The sequence below is a fragment of the Micromonospora sp. CPCC 206061 genome, assembly GCF_036906915.1.
GTDB lineage: Bacteria > Actinomycetota > Actinomycetes > Mycobacteriales > Micromonosporaceae > Phytohabitans.
In genome coordinates, this window is the sequence record NZ_JBAKHX010000020.1 from 69,361 (window position 1) to 89,290 (window position 19,930).

The 19,930-nt window shown below is 71.2% G+C and carries 23 protein-coding genes; 10 read left to right on the forward strand and 13 right to left on the reverse strand.

All coding sequences use genetic code 11. The features are described 5' to 3' along the window. Positions 1-92: 92 nt before the first annotated feature. A complete protein-coding gene (locus V6V89_RS16475; RefSeq protein ID WP_334619997.1) occupies positions 93-962 on the forward strand; it encodes a methyltransferase domain-containing protein in 870 nt (289 codons plus the stop codon). Here V6V89_RS16475 and V6V89_RS16480 read toward each other — a convergent pair. From V6V89_RS16480 to V6V89_RS16490, 3 genes are read right to left on the reverse strand one after another with little or no spacing between them, the layout of a single operon-like run. Then, positions 955-1,764: a hypothetical protein gene (locus V6V89_RS16480; RefSeq protein WP_334619998.1), complete on the reverse strand. Its 810-nt coding sequence runs from the start codon at positions 1,762-1,764 to the stop codon at positions 955-957. The two genes, V6V89_RS16475 and V6V89_RS16480, sit on opposite strands and share 8 nt — an antisense overlap. 43 nt (positions 1,765-1,807) lie before the next feature. Further along, on the reverse strand, positions 1,808-2,803 hold the full coding sequence (locus V6V89_RS16485; protein ID WP_334619999.1) for an aldo/keto reductase: 996 nt from the start codon (positions 2,801-2,803) through the stop codon (positions 1,808-1,810). Continuing rightward, entirely contained in the window at positions 2,800-3,168 is a 369-nt protein-coding gene (locus V6V89_RS16490) for a MerR family transcriptional regulator (protein ID WP_334620000.1), read from the reverse strand. The genes V6V89_RS16485 and V6V89_RS16490 overlap by 4 nt, the downstream gene beginning before the upstream one ends. Positions 3,169-3,279: 111 nt before the next feature. Here V6V89_RS16490 and V6V89_RS16495 point away from each other — a divergent pair, with 111 nt between their 5' ends. From V6V89_RS16495 to V6V89_RS16505, 3 genes are read left to right on the forward strand one after another with little or no spacing between them, the layout of a single operon-like run. Beyond that, complete coding sequence (locus V6V89_RS16495) at positions 3,280-4,065, forward strand: ABC transporter ATP-binding protein (RefSeq protein WP_334620001.1); 786 nt, start codon at positions 3,280-3,282, stop codon at positions 4,063-4,065. Next, positions 4,062-4,799: an ABC transporter permease gene (locus V6V89_RS16500; protein ID WP_334620002.1), complete on the forward strand. Its 738-nt coding sequence runs from the start codon at positions 4,062-4,064 to the stop codon at positions 4,797-4,799. Before V6V89_RS16495 ends, V6V89_RS16500 begins: the two co-directional genes overlap by 4 nt. Positions 4,800-4,809: 10 nt before the next feature. Beyond that, positions 4,810-5,403, forward strand: coding sequence for a TetR/AcrR family transcriptional regulator (locus V6V89_RS16505; RefSeq protein ID WP_334620003.1), 594 nt, complete (start codon positions 4,810-4,812; stop codon positions 5,401-5,403). Here the strand turns inward: V6V89_RS16505 and rpsD are convergent. Further along, entirely contained in the window at positions 5,400-6,008 is a 609-nt protein-coding gene (gene rpsD / locus V6V89_RS16510; RefSeq protein WP_334620004.1) for a 30S ribosomal protein S4, read from the reverse strand. The genes V6V89_RS16505 and rpsD overlap by 4 nt on opposite strands. A gap of 75 nt (positions 6,009-6,083) precedes the next feature. Here rpsD and V6V89_RS16515 point away from each other — a divergent pair, with 75 nt between their 5' ends. Then, entirely contained in the window at positions 6,084-6,845 is a 762-nt protein-coding gene (locus V6V89_RS16515) for a DUF2470 domain-containing protein (protein ID WP_334620005.1), read from the forward strand. Here V6V89_RS16515 and V6V89_RS16520 read toward each other — a convergent pair. Together V6V89_RS16520 and V6V89_RS16525 are read right to left on the reverse strand one after the other, a co-directional pair. After that, a complete protein-coding gene (locus tag V6V89_RS16520; RefSeq protein WP_334620006.1) occupies positions 6,842-8,623 on the reverse strand; it encodes an ABC transporter ATP-binding protein in 1,782 nt (593 codons plus the stop codon). The two genes, V6V89_RS16515 and V6V89_RS16520, sit on opposite strands and share 4 nt — an antisense overlap. Then, positions 8,620-10,410: an ABC transporter ATP-binding protein gene (locus tag V6V89_RS16525; protein WP_442935155.1), complete on the reverse strand. Its 1,791-nt coding sequence runs from the start codon at positions 10,408-10,410 to the stop codon at positions 8,620-8,622. The genes V6V89_RS16520 and V6V89_RS16525 overlap by 4 nt, the downstream gene beginning before the upstream one ends. A gap of 118 nt (positions 10,411-10,528) precedes the next feature. On the opposite strand from V6V89_RS16525, the gene V6V89_RS16530 reads away from it, so the two are divergent. From V6V89_RS16530 to V6V89_RS16540, 3 genes are all read left to right on the forward strand, one after another. Beyond that, positions 10,529-11,158, forward strand: a complete 630-nt coding sequence (locus tag V6V89_RS16530) for a TIGR03085 family metal-binding protein (RefSeq protein WP_334620008.1) — start codon at positions 10,529-10,531, stop codon at positions 11,156-11,158. 406 nt (positions 11,159-11,564) lie between these two features. Further along, on the forward strand, positions 11,565-12,002 hold the full coding sequence (locus tag V6V89_RS16535; protein ID WP_334620034.1) for a GNAT family N-acetyltransferase: 438 nt from the start codon (positions 11,565-11,567) through the stop codon (positions 12,000-12,002). 43 nt (positions 12,003-12,045) lie between these two features. Continuing rightward, the gene (locus V6V89_RS16540) at positions 12,046-13,872 is read left to right on the forward strand and encodes an AMP-dependent synthetase/ligase (RefSeq protein ID WP_334620009.1); all 1,827 of its coding nucleotides are present in this window, start codon (positions 12,046-12,048) and stop codon (positions 13,870-13,872) included. 11 nt (positions 13,873-13,883) lie between these two features. Here the strand turns inward: V6V89_RS16540 and V6V89_RS16545 are convergent, their stop codons facing one another. From V6V89_RS16545 to yczR, 3 genes are all read right to left on the reverse strand, one after another. Further along, positions 13,884-14,045 (reverse strand): hypothetical protein, encoded by a 162-nt coding sequence (locus V6V89_RS16545; protein ID WP_334620010.1) that lies wholly within the window; start codon positions 14,043-14,045, stop codon positions 13,884-13,886. Positions 14,046-14,146: 101 nt separating this feature from the next. Next, a complete protein-coding gene (locus V6V89_RS16550; protein ID WP_334620011.1) occupies positions 14,147-14,704 on the reverse strand; it encodes a DUF1349 domain-containing protein in 558 nt (185 codons plus the stop codon). Continuing rightward, positions 14,701-16,158, reverse strand: a complete 1,458-nt coding sequence (gene yczR / locus V6V89_RS16555) for a MocR-like transcription factor YczR (RefSeq protein WP_334620012.1) — start codon at positions 16,156-16,158, stop codon at positions 14,701-14,703. The genes V6V89_RS16550 and yczR overlap by 4 nt, the downstream gene beginning before the upstream one ends. Before the next feature lie 58 nt (positions 16,159-16,216). On the opposite strand from yczR, the gene yczE reads away from it, so the two are divergent. Together yczE and V6V89_RS16565 are read left to right on the forward strand one after the other, a co-directional pair. Beyond that, on the forward strand, positions 16,217-16,828 hold the full coding sequence (gene yczE, locus V6V89_RS16560) for a membrane protein YczE (RefSeq protein WP_334620013.1): 612 nt from the start codon (positions 16,217-16,219) through the stop codon (positions 16,826-16,828). 96 nt (positions 16,829-16,924) lie between these two features. Then, the gene (locus V6V89_RS16565) at positions 16,925-17,359 is read left to right on the forward strand and encodes a hypothetical protein (RefSeq protein WP_334620014.1); all 435 of its coding nucleotides are present in this window, start codon (positions 16,925-16,927) and stop codon (positions 17,357-17,359) included. Here V6V89_RS16565 and hisF read toward each other — a convergent pair. Genes hisF through hisH form a run of 4 tightly spaced genes read right to left on the reverse strand, consistent with a single transcriptional unit; the run spans position 17,356 to position 19,784 of the window. Then, on the reverse strand, positions 17,356-18,114 hold the full coding sequence (gene hisF / locus V6V89_RS16570; RefSeq protein ID WP_334620015.1) for an imidazole glycerol phosphate synthase subunit HisF: 759 nt from the start codon (positions 18,112-18,114) through the stop codon (positions 17,356-17,358). The two genes, V6V89_RS16565 and hisF, sit on opposite strands and share 4 nt — an antisense overlap. Beyond that, positions 18,111-18,830, reverse strand: a complete 720-nt coding sequence (gene priA, locus V6V89_RS16575; protein WP_334620016.1) for a bifunctional 1-(5-phosphoribosyl)-5-((5-phosphoribosylamino)methylideneamino)imidazole-4-carboxamide isomerase/phosphoribosylanthranilate isomerase PriA — start codon at positions 18,828-18,830, stop codon at positions 18,111-18,113. Before priA ends, hisF begins: the two co-directional genes overlap by 4 nt. Positions 18,831-18,847: 17 nt before the next feature. Continuing rightward, complete coding sequence (locus V6V89_RS16580) at positions 18,848-19,165, reverse strand: hypothetical protein (protein ID WP_334620017.1); 318 nt, start codon at positions 19,163-19,165, stop codon at positions 18,848-18,850. Further along, a complete protein-coding gene (gene hisH, locus V6V89_RS16585; RefSeq protein WP_334620035.1) occupies positions 19,158-19,784 on the reverse strand; it encodes an imidazole glycerol phosphate synthase subunit HisH in 627 nt (208 codons plus the stop codon). Before hisH ends, V6V89_RS16580 begins: the two co-directional genes overlap by 8 nt. Positions 19,785-19,930 lie beyond the last annotated feature (146 nt).

A 19,930-nucleotide genomic window follows, 5' to 3' on the forward strand; every position in this document is an offset into this window, starting at 1 on the left:
GCGCACTTGGTCGATGGGGTCACCGAGCCAGCTAAGATTGCGGTCGGCGCCCGGTAGGTACACGCAAGTCGACCTCACAGAAGCAGGTACCGGTGGTTCACTCCAGTGACTCTGTTCCGACCCACGGAAACGTCACCGACAAGGCGTTCACCACATATGACATCCAAGCTTGTCTGTACGATGCGCATCGCGTCGAGTATCTGCGGACAGCGATCCACCAGGCTGTGAGGCCAGGCGATGTCGTGGTGGACGCCGGCAGCGGCACTGGGCTGTTGGGGATGCTCGCGGCGCAGGCCGGCGCGGCGCGGGTCTACTGCCTGGAGCTCAACCCCGAGTTCATCCCCGTCATCGAGCAAAACGCCCGGCGCAACGGGTTGAGCGACCGGGTCATCGCGCTCAACGCCAACGCCACCACCACCGACCTGCCCGAAGGCGTCGACGTCCTCATCAGCGAAGTGATCAGCGCGGGCTTCTTCTTCGAACCGCAGCTGCAGATCGTGCGAAACCTGCTCCGGTTTCTCAAGCCGGGCGGCCGGGTGGTGCCGATGCAGATGAAGAACTATGTCGAGCTGCTCCACGCCCAGGAAGAGCTGTACGGGCTGAAGTTCACCTACGACTCGCGGTTCACCGAGCTCGACGACGATCGCTCGCTGACCAGCCCAGCGCTGTATCTGTCGACCGACTTCCTCGATCCCTCCGACGAGAGGATCGACACCCGGGTGCGGGTGACGGGCACCGACGACGGTGTGGCGAACGCCGTGAAGATCACGTATGACATCGAGTTCGCCGACGGCGTCTGGGCCGACAAGCCCACCGAGTTCCTGCTCAATCCGCAGATCATTTTCCTGCCGACGCCGGTGCGCGTGCGTTCGGGCGCGGACTACGACGTCACGCTCGACTATCTGGCCAGCGATTCTCCGTTGGCCTGCCGGGTCGACGTCTTCCCAGCCGGCCCTACGTAAACCGGTGCGGGCGTAGCTGTGCGAGGTAGCGGTCGAGGCGGCCGTCGACCAGCGCCTCACCCCAATCCTGTCCGGCTGATTCGGCGAGCTCACGTGCGTAGGGGCGCACCGTCGCCACCGTTCCGCTGACCAGGCGGCGCGCGGCCGCGTACACATCGGATGGTGAACCGCCGGTGAGGCCGAGGCAGGTGAGCATGGCCTCGCGGTAGCCGGGCGGCGCGGCCGGCAGGCCGAGCGCCGCGTCGAGGGCCTCGCGGCGGCTGGCGACGGTGACCGAGGGGTTGGCGAGCCGGAGCACGGACGGGCAGCGGCGGGCGAGGTCGCTGGCCGCGAAGCGGCCGCCGAGGTCGTCACCGGCGGCGAACGCGCCGGCGACCTTGCCGAGGTCGGCGACCAGCGCTTCGAGCTGTGGCCGCGCGGGTGGTTGGTGGATCTCGGTACGGTCGAGCCGCTCGCGCCATTCGTCGGCGGCCCACAGCACGCGCATCGGCGAGCGCACCGGCAGCCCGAACGCCCAGTCGGCGGGGGCGGCGACGTGCGCGGCCCACGTCGCCGCGTCGGCCATCGCGATGGAGATGTGCACGAGGCGCCCCACACCGGTCTCGGCCAGGTAAGCGGGGTGCGCCTCGTAGGTGGGACCGGTGACGACCACGTCGAGGTCGACGTCGCTGTACGCGGTGGCGGCGGCGCGGGCGTAGCTGCCGCGCAACAGGATCCCGACCACGGGCGGGCCGGCCGCGCTCCGCAGCCGGTCCACCCACTCTCCCAGGAACCCCGATTCGACGACCGGCAACTCGATCACGGCGCCATCGTGCCGCACGCCCGATCCGGGGGGCAATATCAACTCAGTGTCCGATGAATCGCATTGCTGCCTCGGCGTACCGTTCCCCCGCGACGGCTTCGGGCGGCACCGCGGCGGTGAGCCGATCGAGCTGTTCGGCGGTGAGCGAGATGTCGGCGGCCGCCGCGTTCTCCTCCAGGTACTTCACGCGCTTGGTGCCGGGGATCGCCACCACCTCGTCGCCCTGGGCGAGCAGCCAGGCGAGCGCCGCCTGGGCCGGTGTGCAGCCGATCTCGGCGGCCACCTCGCGGACCCGTGCGACGAGGGCCAGGTTGGCGTCGAGGTTCTCGGGCGCGAACCGCGGCGCCGCGGCGGCCCGGAAGTCTCCGTCGCCGAGCTGCGCGGTCGATGTGATCGCGCCGGTGAGCAGTCCCCGACCGACCGGCGAGTACGCGACCAGGGTCACGCCGAGCTCGCGGCAGGTGGCGAGCATCTCCCTCTCGACGTCGCGGGTGAACAGCGAGTACTCCATCTGCACCGCGGCGATCGGGTGGACCGCGTGGGCCGCCCGCAGCGTGGCCGGGCTGACCTCGGAGAGCCCGAGGTGGCGGACCTTGCCGGCGCCGACCAGCGCGGCCATCGCGCCGACGGTCTCCTCGATCGGGGTGGCCGGGTCGCGGCGGTGCAGGTAGTACAGGTCGATCGTGTCGATGCCGAGCCGCGACAGGGAAGCATCGCAGGCCTCGGCGGCCCACTCTGCGCTGCTGTCGATACGGGTACCGGGCGTGGCCGAGTGGGAGGCGCCGGGCGGCATCCGGATGCCGAACTTGGTGGCGAGGTACACCTCCCCGCGGCGTGCCTGGACGACGGGTGCGAGCAGCCGCTCATTGGCGCCCGCGCCGTACGCGTCGGAGGTGTCGAGGTGGTTGACGCCGAGGTCGAGGGCCCGGTGCAGGGTGCGGGTGGACTCGGCGTCGTCGGTGACGCCGTAGGCCATGCTCATGCCCATACACCCGAGGCCGATGGGTGCGACGTCGGCGTCGGCGATCTTTCGCGTCACTGTAGTTCCCGCTCCATCTTCCCGTAGACGTCGATCTTGTAGTTCAAGACTTCCAGGTCTTCTTCCAGCTCGGCGATGCGAGCCAGTACCCGGTCGCGGTGCGCCTCGAAGAGCGCTCGGCGCGCGCCGAGCGTGCGGTCGCCCTGGCGGGCGAGCTCCGCGTACCGGCGCATGTCGCGCACCGGCATGCCGGTGCGCCGGAGCCGGGTCAGCAGCACCAGCCAGCCGACGTCCTGATCGGAGTACCGGCGGCGTCCGGCCGAGTCGCGGTCGACCGGCTCGACCAGCCCTTCCTGCTCGTACCAACGCAGCGTGTACGCGGTGAGCCCGACCCGCTCCGCCGCCTCGCTCACGGTCATCGTCATGCCTTCCAGGGTTCCAGTTCGAGCGCACTCGAAGTCAAGCCCGATTGCGCCGTTCCAAGATTTCATCTAGCGTTGAGTTCAACAGGCGTTGAATTACCCGAAGGAGCACACATGGACACCGCGATCGAGGTCCATGACCTCGTGATCGAGCGTGGGAAGCGGACCGTGCTGCACGGTCTCAGCTGCACGATCCCGCGCGGCAGCGTCACCGGTCTGCTCGGCCCGAGCGGCAGCGGCAAGACCACGCTCATGCGGGCGATCGTGGGCGTGCAGATCGTCAAGTCCGGTTCGATCGCCGTCTTCGGCGAGCCGGCGGGGGCGGCGTCGCTGCGCCGCCGGATGGGCTACCTCACACAAGCGCCGAGCGTGTACGCCGACCTGACCGTGCGGGAGAACGCGCGGTACTTCGCGGCGCTGTACGGGATGGACGCGGCCGAGGCCGACCAGGCGGTCGCCGACGTCGGTCTCAAGCAGGCCGCCGGCCAGCTGGTCGGCACGCTCTCCGGCGGGCAGCGCAGCCGCGCCTCGCTGGCCTGCGCGATAGTTGGCAACCCCGACCTGGTCGTCCTCGACGAGCCCACCGTCGGGCAAGACCCGGTGCTACGCGACGAGCTGTGGAAGAGGTTCCACGAGATGGCCGCGAACGGCGCCACCCTGCTGGTCTCCAGCCACGTCATGGATGAGGCGGCCCGCTGCGAGCGGCTGCTGCTGATCCGCGAGGGCCAGCTGATCGCCGACGACACTCCCGCCGCGGTGCGGGCGAGCGCCGGCACCGACGACCTCGACGAGGCGTTCCTGCGCCTCATCCGCGCCCAGGAGGAGAGCCCAAAACGGAATCCGGGTCGAGGTCCGTCGAGGTCGGCCGCGGCTCCTACCAACACCGGAGAGTCCCGATGAACCCCCGCATCCTCGCCGTCACGACCGGCCGCATCCTGCGCCAGCTGAGCCACGACCGGCGCACGATCGCGCTCCTGCTGCTGGTGCCCGTCGTGCTGCTGACCCTGCTGTACTTCATGTTCGACGACCAGCCGCAGGTCTTCGACCGGATCGCGCTGGTCATGCTGGGCGTCTTCCCGTTCATCATCATGTTCCTGGTGACCAGCATCGCGATGCTGCGCGAGCGCACCACCGGCACGCTGGAGCGCCTGCTCACCACCCCGCTGGGCAAGATCGACCTGCTCTTCGGATACGGGATCGCGTTCGGGATCGCCGCTGCCGTCCAGGCTGCGGTCGCCTCGGCCGTGGCGTACTGGCTCTTCGGCCTCGACACGCAGGGCAGCCCATGGCTCGTGATCCTGATCGCGGTGGTCAACGCGGTGCTCGGGGTGGCGCTCGGCCTCCTGTGCAGTGCCTTCGCGCGCACCGAGTTCCAGGCCGTACAGTTCCTACCGGTGGTGGCGTTCCCGCAGATCATGCTCTGCGGCCTGTTCGTCGCCCGTGACCAGATGGTGGGTTGGTTGGAGGCGATCAGCGACGTGCTGCCGCTGTCGTACGCGGTGGAGGCGCTCCAAGAGGTGGGTGTGCACACCGATCCCACCGGCACGATGTGGCGCGACCTGGCGATCGTCGCCGGCGCCGTAACCGTCGCCCTGGTGCTGGCCGCTGCCACCCTTCGCCGGCGCACCGCCTGAGGGTCCGCGGATGGCACGACGCACCGGGCGGCGCCCCGGCAACCCGGACACCCGCGAGGCGATCCTCGCCGCGGCCCGGGAGGCGTTCGCCGAGCGCGGGTTCGACGCGGCGTCCATCCGCGGCATCGCCACCAGCGCCGGGGTCGACCCGGCGCTGGTGCATCACTACTTCGGCACCAAGGAGCAGCTGTTCCGGGCGTGTATGGACTTCCCGATCGACCCGGCGACGGTGCTGCCCCAGGTGCTGGAGGGCGGCATGGACGGGATCGGTGAGCGGGTGGTCCGCATGTTCCTGTCCGTCTGGGACTCACCCGCGGGCGCGGCGGGCGTCGCGCTGCTGCGCTCGGCCCTCAGCAACGAGTGGACCGCGCGCCTGCTGCGCGAGTTCGTCACGACGCAGATGCTCCGGTACGTCCTGCCGAAGCTCGGCGGGGAGCCTGACGAGGCCCGGCTTCGGGCCAGCCTCGTGGCCAGCCAGATGGCCGGGCTCGCCATGGTCCGATACGTACTGAAGCTGGAGCCGCTGGCCTCCGCCCCGCCGGAGGTGGTGATCTCGGCGGTAGCGCCCACGCTCCAGCGCTATATCGCCGGCAAGATCAGTTAGCGGGAGTAGAACTCGACGACGAGCTGCTCGTCGCAGAGCACCGGCACCTCGCGCCGCTCCGGCTCCTTGAGCAGCGTCACCCGCAGGTCGGAGAGCGCCACCGACAGGTAGTGCGGGATGGGGCCCTCGGCGTGGGCACCGGCGGCCGCGATCTGGAACGGTGGCTTCTGCCGGCTCGACTCGCGCACCGCGACGACCTGGTGGGGCTTGAGCCGGTACGACGGGATGTCGACCTTGCGACCGTCCACAGTGAAGTGGCCGTGCGCCACGAGCTGGCGGGCCTGGTAGATCGTGCGGGCCAGCCCGGCGCGCAGCACGACCGCGTCGAGCCGCCGCTCCAGCAGGCTCACCAGGCGCTCGCCGGTCTTGTCGGTGCTGCGGGCCGCTTCCTCGAACGCGCGCCGCATCTGGGCCTCGCTGATGTTGTACTGGTGCCGCAGCCGCTGCTTCTCGAGCAGCCGCACCTGGTAGTCGGAAGTCTTCCGCCGCGCCCGACCGTGCACGCCGGGCGGATACGGCCGGCGCTCGAAGTACTTCACGCACTTCCGTGTCAGCGGGATGCCGAGTGCCCGGGAGAGCCTCGCCTTCGGTCGGGCCTGGTTCACGTAGACGCCTCCTGACAAGTTAGGTTAGCCTTACATTACCTGCGCAAGTTAGCTTAACCTAACCTTGGAGGCCAGATGCAGCCCAGTCCCGCCGAGGTCGCCCGCACACTGGCGGCCGGCCGGCTCGCCGGCAGCGCGCACATCGCCTGCCGCCCCGGTCCGCACCGCGTGCGGCACGCCACCGATCGGGCGGGTCGGGTCCTGTTGCTGGTGCCCGCCGACAGCGACCTCACCCGCGCCCTGCGCCCCACGGACGGCGCCGACGACATCGCGGTCGTCCTCGACGTCCCCGACGTACCGCCGGTGGCCGGCTCGCCGTCACTCGGACGGGTGTGGGTATCCGGCTGGGCCGTGGCGCTCGACGGGGCCGAGGCGCGCGAGGCGGCGCTCGACTTCGCCGACTGCGACCCGGTCGGCGACCTGCTCGACGTCGGGCAGGGCCAGGTGCTGTACCGCATGGAGCCGGCCGAGGTGCGGCTGGAGCGGGCCGGTGGGACGGTCGAGGTGGACCCGGACGAGTACGCCGCCGCCGAGCCCGACCCGCTGCACCACATCGAGTGCGACCTGCTCACCGACCTCGCCGACCACCACGTGCCGGAAATGACCGGCTTCATCGAGCGGCAGCTCGCCGGCAGCGGCCACACCGCACCCGCCGGCCCGACACCCCGCGTCGTCCGCCTCGACCGGTACGGCTTCGTGGTGGCCCTAGGGCCGGCGAACGCCGAGTACCGCGTGCGCCTGGCATTTCCCCGCCCGGTGGACGACCGCGCCGACCTGGCCCGCCTCCTCCACCCCGTGTTGTGCCGCCACTGCGGCTCCGCCGCGGACCAGGCCTAGCGGGTCTGCTCCAGCCAGCTGGCGTAGAGGCGTGCGTAGACACTGTCTGGGTCCGCCACGAGCGCCGCGTGAGGGCCTCGCTGCACGACCTCACCGTTGTCGACCACGATGACCTCGTCGGCCGCCTGGGCGGTGGACAGGCGGTGGGCGATCGCCACCGTGGTGCGGCCGCGGGTCACGGCGTCCAGGGTGCGTTGCAGGCGCACCTCGGTCGCGGGGTCCACCGCACTGGTCGCCTCGTCGAGCACCAGCAGGTCCGGGTCCGCCACATACGCCCGAGCGAGCGCCACGAGCTGCCGCTCCCCCACGCTCAACGCCTCACCGCGCTCGCCCACCGGCGTCTGCGCGCCGTGCGGCAGGCCCTCGACCCAGTCCGCCAGCCCCAGCTCGGCGAACGCCAGCGCCAGCTGCTCGTCGCTCAGCTCCGGGTGTCCAAAGCGGACATTCTCGGCCACGGTGGCGTCGAACAGGAACCCGTCCTGCGGCACCATCACCACCCGGCTGCGCAGCGACGCGAACCGCACCCGGTCGAGCGGCACGCCCGACAGCAGCACCGCGCCCTCGCTCGGGTCCATGAGCCGCGTCAGCAGCTTGGCGAACGTGGTCTTCCCGCTGCCGGTCTCGCCGACAACGGCCACCCGCGTCTTCGCCGGTATCTCCAGGTCCACATCGGACAAGACCCTGGGGCTCTGTTGGCTGGCAGTCCCGTCGCCGTCGGTCCGGAGGGCACCCGGATAGGAGAACGAGACGTGTTCGAAGCGGACGTCGAGCGGGCCGGCCGGCAGGTCCACACCGTCCGCAGCCGGATCGGCCACGTCGGGCTCGATGTCCAGCACGTCGAGCACCCGGCGCCAGCCCGCGACCGCGTTCTGCGCCTCGTTGAGCACCTCGGTCGCGATCTGCACCGGCTGGGTGAACATCGTCACCAGGAACAGGAACGCGGTGAGCTGGCCGATGGTGATCTGACCGTCGACGCCGAGCAGTACACCGATCATCACCACCGCACCGAGGGCAAGGCCGGCGGCCAGCTCCCCCGTGGAGAACCCGGTGACGCTCAACCGGAGCGCCCGCTGCTGCGCCTTGCGCTGGCCGTCGATCGCCGCGTCCAGCCGCACGGCGGTCCGCCCGGACGCCCCGTACGCCCGGATGACCTCGGCGCCCACCACGCTCTCCGAAACGGCCGCGAGCATGGCGCCCGTGCGCTCCCGGACCACCCCGTACGCCCCACGCAGCCGCCGCTGGAACGCCCGGATGACGACCGCCGCCGGTAGGAACGCGGCGAACACGACGAGCGTGAGCTGCCACGAGTACACCGCCATCACGACCGTGGTGACCGCGACCTGGCCGAGGCTGATCAGCAGGATCACGCCGCCCCACTGGAGGAACTGCGTGATCTGGTCGACGTCGCTGGTCACCCGCGACACCAGCGAGCCGCGCCGCTCCGCCTGCTGGTGCAGCATCGACAGGTCGTGCACGTGCCGGAAGGTGCGGATCCGCACGTTGGCGAGCGCGGTCTCGCTCACCGTGAACAGGCGGCGCATCATCAGGTACCCGCACAGCGTGGTGACCGCCAGCACCGCGACGGTGGCCGCCACGACGACGCCCACCACGCCGAGGTCGGGGCCGCCGGGCGCGCGCAGGCCCCGGTCGATGCCCTGCTGGATCGCCACCGGTACGGCGGCCCGCCCCGCCATGGCCACAACGGCGAAGAACAGCGTGCCGGCGAGCCCCGCACGCAGCTCCGGCGACAGGGCCAGCCCGCGTCGCAGCGTGTTCACGGAGTCACCTCCTCGTATGCGTGTTCACGTTCGCGTTCTGCCTCGGCCTTCTCGTAGGCGGTGACCAGGTCCGCGTATCCGGGCACGGTGGCCAGCAGGTCGGGGTGGGTGCCGGTCGCGACCACCCGGCCGTGCTCGATGTAGACCACCTCGTCGGCGAGCGCGATCGTGGCCCGCCGGTACGCCACCACGAGTATCGACGCCGCCGGCCCGGAGGACGTGGACCGCAGCGACGCCAGGATCGCCGCCTCCACGCGCGGGTCGACCGCGCTGGTCGCGTCGTCGAGCACCAGCAGCCGCGGGTTGCCGGCGAGGGCGCGGGCGAGCGTCAACCGCTGCCGCTGCCCACCCGACAGCGTGGTGCCGCGCTCGCCCACCATCGTGTCGAGCCCGTCGGGCAGCCGCGCGACGAACCCGTCGGCCTCCGCCAACCGCAGCGCCGCCCAGACGTCCTCATCGGACAGTCCAGGGCGATCGAGGCCCACGTTGGCGCGCACCGTGTCGTCGAACACGAACGGCACCTGCGGCACCAGCGCGATCGAGCCGGCCAGCGCGTCCGCGGACAGCGACCGCAGGTCGACGCCGTCGAGCCGCACCGTGCCGGTGGCCGGGTCGACGAGGCGGGCCGCCAGCGAGGCGATCGTGGACTTGCCGGAACCGGTCGGTCCCACGAGCGCCACTGTCCGTCCCGCTGGGACGGTGAAGCAGACGTCCCGCAGGACGGTGCCATCCTCGTACCCGAAGGACACCTGCTCGAAGCTGATGGCGGCCGGCGCATCCCTGCCCTCGACGGACGCCGTGCCGTACGGCATGTCGCCGGTCGCGGTGATGACGCGCTGGACGCGGTCCCAGCCGGCGACGCTGCGCGGCAGCTCGGCGAGCACCCAGCCGATCGCGCGCACCGGAAAGGCCAGCACGGTGAACAGGAACGCGACGCTGACGAGCTCGGTGATCGTGATCGCGCCCTGGCTGAGCCGCCACGCGCCGACCATCAGCACCGCGAGCGTGCCCAGGCTGGGCAGCGTCTCCAGCATCGGGTCGAAGATGCCGCGCAGCCGGCCGACGGCGATCAGCGCGTCGCGCAGCTCGCGGGCGCGCGCCGCGAACCGAGCGGTCTCCTCCGCCTCCCGCCCCATCGTCTTGACCACCAGCGCGCCGTCGAAGCTCTCGTGCGCGATCGCGCTGACCTCGGCGCGCAGCTGCTGCGCCCGGGCCTGGCGGGGGGCCATGCGGCGGGAGTAAACGACGTTGAGGCCGAAGAGGGCCGGGAAGATCAGCACGCCGACGAGCGCGAGCACCCAGTCGGTGGCGAACAGCGTCACGAACGCCGCCAGCAGCATCACCACCGTGCCGACCGCGAACGGCAGCGGCGCGATCGGGAACCAGGTGGCTTCGACGTCGGAGTTCGCGTTGGACAGCAGCGTGCCGGTGGCGTTGCGGTGGTGCCAGGAGACTGGGAGGTCCAGGTAGCGGCGGGTCACGCGGCGGCGGTACACGGCCTGGAGCCGGAACTGCATGAACCCCGCGCCCAGCCGGCGCCCGAAGATGGCCACCACCCTGACCAGGCTCAAGCCAACCAGCCCGGCTGCGATGAGCGCGAGCAGGCCGGTCTCGGCATGGCCGTCTTCCAGCGACGGCACCACCACCTCGCCGACGATCGCGCCCACGATGAACGCGCCGACGACCGTCAGCAGGCCGAAGAACGCGCTGCCCACCACGCCCGCCGTGAAGATCCACGGCTCCTCGCGGATGCCGTGCCCGAGAACGCGCATGCCTCTGCTCAGCACGTCTCGGCTCGTCTTGTCGGTCACGCGCTCCCCCGCCGTAAGCACTCCTGGTCCATAACATCCTTACCAAAGCGATCCGTTACACGGTTGTGTCGGCGGTCACAGATACGCTGCAAGCGTGGCTTCGTACGCCCAAGACGAACGTAGGGCACTCGCCGATCTGTTCCTCGCGGTGGGGCCGGACGCGCCAACCCTCTGCGAGGGCTGGACCACCCGCGATCTCGCCGCGCACATCGTGATGCGGGAGCGCCGGCCGGACGCCGCCGCCGGCATCGTGATCGGCGCGCTTCGCGGGCACGCCGAGCGGGTGCGCCGCAAGCTCGCCGACAAGCCGTACCCGGAGCTCGTCGGCCTCGTGCGAGCGGCACCCTGGTGGAGCCCGGTGAGCAATCCTCTCACCGACGCCGCGGTCAACACCCTCGAATTCTTCGTCCACCACGAAGACGTGCGCCGGGCCACGCCGGGCTGGCGGGCCCGCGAGCTGCCGCGGGACTTTCAGGAAACCCTGTGGCGGCGGGCCAGCGGGTCCGCTCGGCTCGCGCTGCGCCGCGTGCGCGCCGCGGTGCTCATCCAGGCTCCCGGGTACGGGGAGACGACCGCGGGCGCCGGCGGGCAACGGGTACGCCTGATCGGCCCACCGGCCGAGCTGGCCCTCTTCCTGAGCGGCCGCCAGCGAGCCACCCGCGTCCAGGTGGACGCCCCACCCGAGGTAGCCGAACGCCTCCGCACGGCCCGCTTGGGCATCTAGCCCGCCGCGCCACCCTCGCCGCCACCCTCGCCGCCACCCTCGCCGCCGACCTCGCCGCCGACCTCGCCGCCGACCTCGCCGCCGATCAAGGGCAAACGCACGTGCTTGGATCTCATTTCCGCGTGCATTTGCCCTTGATCGATGCGATTTCCCTTGATCGGCGGCGCTCCGCGCACGCCTTCCCCGCGCGACCGGCGCCACGCCGCCGACCGCCTCGTGCGACCGAGAGCGGCGCTCGCGCCGCTCGCTATATCGCCGAACTCGTCCCTCGGACGCGCCCGGAGGGCGCCTGACCGGTCAGGCATCGCGTGCGGCCCGGCACACCGCCGGGCCGCACGGCCCTGGATAGGGTCGGAGGGTGATCTTTCGTGAAGCCGTCCTCGCCGACCTGCCCGCCATCCTCGCCATGCTGGTCGACGACCAGCTTGGCGCGGCCCGCGACGTGGCGGTCGTGGACGAACGGTACGAGCGGGCCTTCGCGGACATCGCCGCCGATCCCCGCAACATCCTGGCCGTCGCGGACGACGGCGGCGAGGTGGTCGGGTGCATGCAGATCACGTACATCCCAGGGCTGAGCCGGCACGGCGCCGAGCGCTCGCAGGTCGAGGCGGTCCGGGTACGGGCGGACCGGCGGGGCTCCGGCGTCGGGCAGCGGTTCGTCGGGTGGGCGGTCGACCAGGCGCGCCAGCGGGGATGTGCGCTGGTCCAGCTCACCACGGACAAGTCACGCGCCGACGCACACCGCTTCTACGAGAGGCTGGGCTTTGTCGCCAGCCATGAGGGCATGAAGCTGGGTCTAGCGGCGGAGACGCAGGGCGACTACCGTACGGTAACCTCACAGTAACGTGACGGTGGTCACCCTGGCTTGAATAAAGGCGGCCTTCGCAATGGCTATTGACGTTCCCTACCAGTCCATTCCGGATATGTTCCTTAAGCGCGTCGCCGCGACCCCTGACAAGGACGCGTTCGCTCACCCGGCACCGGACGACTCCGGACCGGTATGGCTGACCTGGGCCAAGGTCGGCGAGCGCGCCAAGGCGGTCGCCGCCGGCCTGCGTGGCCTCGGCATCGAGACCGAAGACCGAGTGGCGATCATCAGCAACACCCGGCTCGAATGGGTCATCGCCGACCTCGGCATCATGTGCGCGGGCGGCGCCACCACCACCGTGTACCCGACGACCGAGCCCGAAGATGTGGCCTACATCGTCGGCGATTCCGGCTCGAAGGTAATCATCGCGGAAAACCAGGCGCAGGCGGCGAAGCTCGCCGGCGCCACGCTGCCCGGTGTGACCCACGTGGTCCTCATCGACGGCGACGCCGACGCGTCGGCGTCGCCGACGCAGCTCACGCTCGCCGAGTTGGAGGCGCGCGGCACGGCGCAGCTGGCTGCCGAGCCCGGCCTGATCGAGCAGATCGTGTCGACGATCGGGCCGGACAACCTCGCCACGCTCATCTACACGTCCGGCACGACCGGGCGGCCGAAGGGCGTCGAGCTGCTGCACCGGGGCTGGTGCTGGGAGGGAGTTGCCCAGTCCGACCTCGGCCTGCTGGAGCCGCAAGACCTCCAGTACCTGTGGCTGCCGCTGTCACACTCGTTCGGCAAGACGCTGCTGTGCGGCGTCATCCACGTCGGGCTGCCCACCTATGTGGACGGTCGGATCGACAAGCTGGTCGACAACCTCGCGATCGTCAAGCCCACGCTGATGTGTGGCGCGCCGCGCATCTTCGAGAAGGTGTACAACAAGGCGGTCACGTCGGCTCAGGACGCGGGTGGCGCCAAGGCCAAGATCTTTGGCTGGGCGGTGGCCGTCGGCAAGGAGAAGGTCACCCTTGAGCAGGCTGGCCAGCCGGTGCCCGCCGGCCTGAAGCTCAAGTACGCGATCGCCAACAAGCTGGTCTTCAGCAAGCTCCAGGCCCGTCTGGGTGGCCGGATCCGGGTACTGGTGTCCGGCTCGGCGCCTCTGTCGGTGCCGATCGCGGAGTTCTTCGCCGCGGCTGGGCTGCCGATCAGCGAGGGGTACGGCCTCACCGAGGCGAGCGCGGGCAACTTCGTCAACCGCAGCGGCAACATCAAGATCGGCACCTGTGGGCCGGCGCTCGGCGACCTGGAGTGCCGCATCGCGGACGACGGCGAGATCCTGCTGCGCGGGGCGCCTGTGATGCGCGGGTACCACAACCTGCCCGAGGAGACGGCGGCCGCGTTCACCGAAGACGGGTTCTTCCGCACCGGCGACATCGGCGAGCTCACGCAAGACGGCTTCCTGCGCATCACCGACCGTAAGAAGGACCTGGTCAAGACGTCCGGCGGCAAGTACATCGCGCCGTCGCACATCGAGGGCATGTTCAAGGCGCTGTGCCCGTACACCTCGCAAGCGGTCGTCATCTCGCAGGCCCGCAACTACTGCACGATGCTCGTCACGCTCGACCCGGACGCGATCGTCGGCTGGGCTGCCGGCACCCCGCTGGAAGGCAAGTCGTACGAGGAGATCTCCACGTCGGCGGAGGCGCTGGCGATGGTGGCCGGGTACGTCGAGGAGCTGAACTCCAAGCTCAACCGCTGGGAGACTGTCAAGAAGTTCGCGATCCTGCACCGCGACCTGACCATCGAAGACGGCGAGATGACCCCGTCCATGAAGATCAAGCGTCGCTCCGTGGAGCAGAACTTCGCCGGTGAGATCGACAAGATGTACGAGGGCACCCTCGCCGAGATCTGACCGACCCGTAGTTAGTGGGACGCCGCCGCGGAGGCACGGACCTCCCGGCGGCTTTCCGCGTACACGACGGTCTCGACGATCACGAGGGCCACGCACACCACGGCGAGCGTCGCCAGGGCCGCCAGCGCCGGCACCAGGTTGGCCACCGACAGCAGGGCGAGCAGCACCGCCACCGCCGCCGGCCGGATCCAGCCGATGCGCCCGAGCGTGCGCCGCTTGAACCCGCGCGTCCTCGGTGACCGGCAGCATACGCGCCGCCAGCGTCATCCTGCCGTTACTCGCCGCTGCGCAAGTCTGCCAGCCGCTCCGCGACGAACGTCACCTGGTCGAACCAGACCGTGCACCCGTCACCCATCGGCGCCTGCGCGAGGAGGCCGACCAGCACCGGCTCGTCGCTGTCCTCCAGCGCGAAGTGGCGCACGAAGTGCCAGTACTTGCCGTCGGTGCTGGCGTGGAAGGCCCAGTTCGGCCCGAGGCGGGACACGCGCAGCCACAGTGGAGCGTCGGCCGCGGCGGTGAAGCTGTTTGCGTCGTCGGAGTATCCGCGGGTGACGACGGAAACCGCCATCGCCTCGCGCTGCGGCGAGTACTCGAAGCAGAGCTTGCCCCAGTTGCGCTCGCCGGCCCACACCAGCAGCGCGCCGGCGTCGAAGGTGCCGTTGAAGCCGACCCGGACCCGCGCGGAGAACTGGAACGGGCCGTCCGGCACGGTGCCTAGCACGCGCTTCGCGTTGAGCGTCGGCTCACCGCGACCCGGGTCGATGAAGAGGTCGGTGCGCGCCGGCGCCGTAAGCTCGAGCCGCTCCGGCAGCTCCGTGATGGTGGTTGTCATGCGAACACCGCCGGTTCTTTCCACTGTGGACGCGATGTGCGATCGAGGTCGTAGCGCACCGCCGCGAGGCGGCTCACGGCCTCGACCAGCTCGGCGGCCGGCAGCGTGAACGGGAAGCGCAGGAAGCGTTCCAGCGTGCCGTCCACGCCGAACCGCGGGCCGGGCGCCAACCGCACCCCGACCTCCTCGGCGGCGCGGGCGAGCGCGCTGGAGATGGGCCCGTCCAGCTCCGCCCACAGCGTCACGCCGCCGCGCGGAAGCGTGAAACGCCACTCCGGCAGGGCCTCGCGCAGCGCGGCGGCGAGCGCGTCGCGCTGGGCCGCGAGCTGTGCCTGCCGCGCCCGCACGATGACGTCCGCGCGCGCCAGCAGGTGTACCGCGACGAGCTGGTCGAGCACCGGGCTGGCCATGTCGACACCGACCCGCAGGGCGGCCAGCCGCTGCACGAAGGGCGCCGACGCGCGCACCCAGCCGACGCGCAGGCCGCCCCAGTACGGCTTGCTCATGCCGCCGATGCACACCACCCGCGAGTGCCGGTCGAAGACCGCGGTGGGCGGGGGCATCGGCGTACCGTCGAGAGCGAGGTCCACGAAGGACTCGTCGACGACCAGGTCGGTGCCGCTGGCGTGCGCGGTGGCGACGACCCGCTCGCGCAGCTCCGCTGGCATGAGGTGGCCGGTCGGGTTCTGGAACTCGGGGATCAGGTACGCCAGCCGCGGCCTCGTCTGCCGGATGGCGTCGAGGAGCAGGTCGGCATCCCAGCCCGCGCCGAGCGCGTCCAGGCCGTGCGTGGCGATCCGCGCGCGCCGCGCGGACAGCGCGGCCAGCGCGTTGGGATACGTGGGTGACTCCACGAGTACGCCGGCGCCGGCCGGCACGGTCAACCGGAGCACCAGGTCGAGGGCGTGCTGCGTGCCGTTGGTGACCATGATCTGCTCGGCCGAGGTGGTCAACCCGCGCTCGGTGTACTCCTGCGCGATCGCCTCCCGCAGCTCCACGATGCCGGTCGGGTGGTAGCCGGCACCATCCAGGTACCGGGGCAGGTCTTCGGCGGCGGCGCGCGCGGAGGGCAGCAGCTCGGCCGGTGCCGCGAGGGCCGCGCAGCCGAGGTCGATCATGTCCATGTCGTCGAGCGGCGTCCACAGGCCCGAGCTGGCCACCCGGTGGCCGCGCGGCAGCGTGGTCCAGCTGCCGGCACCGCGACGGCTGGTCAGGTGACCCGACTCACGCAGCCCCCGGTAGGCGGCGGTGACCGTGGTGCGGCTCACCTTCAACGCCTCGGCCAGCTCGCGCTCGGCCGGCAGCCGTACGCCCAGCGGCAGCCGCCCGTCGGCAAGCAACCCGCGCACCGCACCGGCGAGCGCGGCGTAGTCAGGGCTGCGCCTGCGCCCCGGAAGCGCGTGCCAATGCCCGAGTAAGCGGGCCAGTTGACTCCCCCGGACCAAGCTCGTCATGCCACCCCTCCCTGATTGGCCCTTTCCAGCATCTTAATTGGCCTTCAGAGTGGCACGTATGATCACCCCGGGCAAGGCCACTTTACGGCGGTACGGGCAGCTGCTCGGCGGCCTCGTGCTGTACGGACTCAGCATGGCCCTGATGATCGAGTCGTCGCTCGGGCTCGACCCGTGGGACGTCTTCCACCAGGGACTCGCCGAGGCCACCGGGCTGCGGTTCGGCTGGATCGTGATCATCACCGGCGCGGCGGTGCTGCTGCTCTGGATACCGCTGCGGCAGCGCCCGGGCGTCGGCACCGTGTCCAACGTCGTGGTGATCGGCCTCGCCGTCGACGGCGCACTCGCGCTCCTGCCCGCCGCGCAGGGCCTGCCAGCACGGGTGGCGTTCCTGACCGCCGGCATCCTGCTCAACGGCGCCGCCACCGGCCTCTACATCGGCGCGCGGCTCGGCCCCGGCCCCCGCGACGGACTCATGACCGGATGGGTGGCGCTGAAGCCCGGCCGGTCAATCCGCCGCACCCGTACGGCCATCGAGGTGACCGTACTCGCCATCGGCTGGCTCCTTGGTGGCACCGTCGGTATCGGCACGGTCGCGTACGCGGTAACGATCGGCCCGCTGGCGCACGCGTTCATACCCCTCTTCACCGTCCCCGCCCCCGAGTATGTCTAACGTGGACGATGCCTCGACAGTTCAAGAAAACTGAGGGATGCTCAGCAGATCACATCCGCCTTCCTTGAACCGGTCCCGCCAAGGCATCATGGCGCCATGGCGGATGCCGGTTGGGAGTGGAGTGACGCGTGGGTCTTCGTCTCCGTGGTCATCGGGGGCGGGTCCGGGCGACACCTGAGGGCGGCCAACACCCGCCGCCCCGAAGGCGTGGCGCTCGCCGACCTGCTCGCCACAGCCGCCCACCTGAACGACAGCATCCCCACGCGTGACGACGTCGAGGTCGCGGTCCACCGGCTGTCCGGCGCCGGCCTCGTTACGGTGACCGACGGCTTCTTCGGCCTCACCCCAATGGGTGAACGCCTGTGGCGCGGCCGCCCCCGCACGGGTCTCGCGACGGCGGTCGACACCATCCACGGAGTCCTCAACCGCTCGATCCGCCCAGGCCCCCTGGGCAGCATGACCTGGACCCTGGCCGAAGACGACTACGCCGCCGCCGTCCGCGAATACACCGTCCGCTACCTGGCCCCCTAGCGGACGGGGTGACCGGCCTCGCGGAGGGTCTGCTTGACCTCGCCGATGGTCAGCTCGCCGAAGTGGAAGACGCTCGCGGCCAGCACCGCGTCGGCCCCCGCCGATACCGCCGGCGGGAAGTCGTCACGCTTGCCGGCACCCCCGCTCGCGATCACCGGGATGTCGACGACGGCGCGGACCGCCCGGATCAGCTCCAGGTCGAACCCGGCCTTGGTGCCGTCGGCGTCCATCGAGTTGAGCAGGATCTCGCCCGCGCCCAGCTCCGCGCCGCGCCGCGCCCACTCGACCGCGTCGAGCCCGGCGCCGCGGCGGCCGCCGTGCGTGGTGACCTCGAAACCGCTCGGCATCGGCCCGCGCCGCACGTCGAGCGAGAGTACGAGCACCTGGTTGCCGAACCGGTCGGCGATCTCGCTGATCAACGAAGGCCGGGCGATGGCGGCCGTGTTGACGCCCACCTTGTCGGCCCCCGCCCGGAGCAGCACGTCCACGTTGGAGACCGAGCGCACGCCGCCGCCCACGGTCAGCGGGATGAACACCGACTCGGCCGTACGGCGTACGACGTCGAGCATCGTGCCGCGGTCGTCCGACGAGGCGGTCACGTCGAGGAAGGTCAGCTCGTCGGCGCCGGCAGCGTCGTACGCCGCCGCCAGCTCGACCGGGTCACCGGCGTCACGCAGGTCGAGGAAGTTGACGCCCTTGACCACCCGTCCGGCGTCGACGTCCAGGCAGGGGATCACGCGTACGGCGACACTCACCGCAGGACCTCCAGCGCTTCAGCGACGGTGAACGCGCCCGCGTACAGCGCCTTGCCGACGATGACGCCCTCGACGCCGTCGGACGCCAGGCCCGACAGCGCCCGCAGGTCGTCGAGCGTGGAGACGCCACCGCTCGCGATGATCGGCTTGTCGGTGCGCCCGCACACCTCGCGCAGCAGGTCGAGGTTGGGGCCGGTGAGGGTGCCGTCGCGGTGCACGTCGGTCACCACGTACCGCTGGCAGCCGGCCTTTTCGAGCCGCTCCAGCACCTCGAAGAGGTCGCCACCGTCGCGGGTCCAGCCGCGCGCCGACAGCGTGTGACCGCGCACGTCGAGCCCTATGGCCACCCGGTCGCCGTACTCACCGACGACCCGGTCGCACCACTGCGGGTCTTCGAGGGCGGCGGTGCCGATGTTGACGCGGGCCGCCCCGGTGGCGAGTGCGGAGCGCAGGGACTCGTCGTCGCGGATGCCGCCGGAGAGCTCCACGTGCACGTCGAGCCGGCCGACGACGTCGGCGAGCTGAGCGGCGTTGGAGCCCCGGCCGAACGCCGCGTCGAGGTCCACGAGATGCACCCACGAGGCGCCGTCCCGCTGCCAGGCGAGCGCCGCGTCGAGCGGGTCGCCGTACACGGTCTCGCTGCCGGCGGCGCCCTGCACGAGGCGGACCGCCTGGCCGCTCGCGACGTCGACGGCGGGAAGGAGGACAAGGCTCACGGGATCTCCAAGAACGATCAGGTGCGGCGGCCGAACGCGATCACCACGACGGCCGGGAAGACGAGCACGAGCAGCGCGATCAGCGCCACACGCAATGCGATCGGGTCGACGAACACCCACACGACCGTCAGCAGTACCACGCACAGGGCGACGATGCCGGCGCGTTCCGCGCGGCTGCGGCGGGCGAACAGGCGGCCGGTGCGGGAGCGTCTGGGCAGCTTCGGCTTGAGCCGGCGCAGCCGCGCGCGCCGCTCCCGTCGCCGCGCGGCGACGGCCCGCTCGCGCGCCGCCTCAGCCTCCCGGAGCGCCCGCCGCCGCGCCCGCTCCTTAGCCAAGAGATGTCACCCAGTTGCGCAGCAGGGCCGCGCCGGCGTCGCCGGACTTCTCCGGGTGGAACTGCGTCGCGGACAGCGGTCCGCGCTCGACCGCGGCCACGAAGGGCTCTTCATGGGTACAGGTGGTCACGCCGGGACCGGCACCGAAAGCGGCGTACGAGTGGACGAAGTAGAACCGGGTGCCAGTTGGCAGCCCCGCGAAGAGCATCGAGTCGGGGGCGGCCTGAACCTCGTTCCAGCCCATGTGCGGCACGCGCTCGGCGGGCAGCCGGGTCACGCCGCCCGGCAGCAGGCCCAGCCCCTTCGTGACGACGCCACGCTCCTCGCCGTACTCGAAAAGGATCTGCATGCCGACGCAGATGCCGAGGACCGGGCGCCCGGCGGCGACCCTTTCGGCGATGACCGGCCCGGCGTCGAGCGCTTCGACGCCGGCCATGCAGGCGGCGTACGCGCCGACGCCCGGCACGACGAGCCCGTCGGCGTCGGCCGCGGCCGACAGGTCAGCGGTGACCGTGACGTCGCCGCCGGCGCGCGCCAGCGCGCGTTCGGCGGACCGCAGGTTGCCCGAACCGTAGTCCAGTATCACCACGCGCGGCGGCTGCTGGGGCCCCCGCGGAATCGTGGAGCGCAGCGGAGCGATTTCGTGGGGTGGCTGCTGGGGCCCCCGCGGAATCGTGGAGCGCAGCGGAGCGATTTCGTGGGGTGGCTGCTGGGGCCCCCGCGGAATCGTGGAGCGCAGCGGAGCGATTTCGTGGGGTGGCTGCT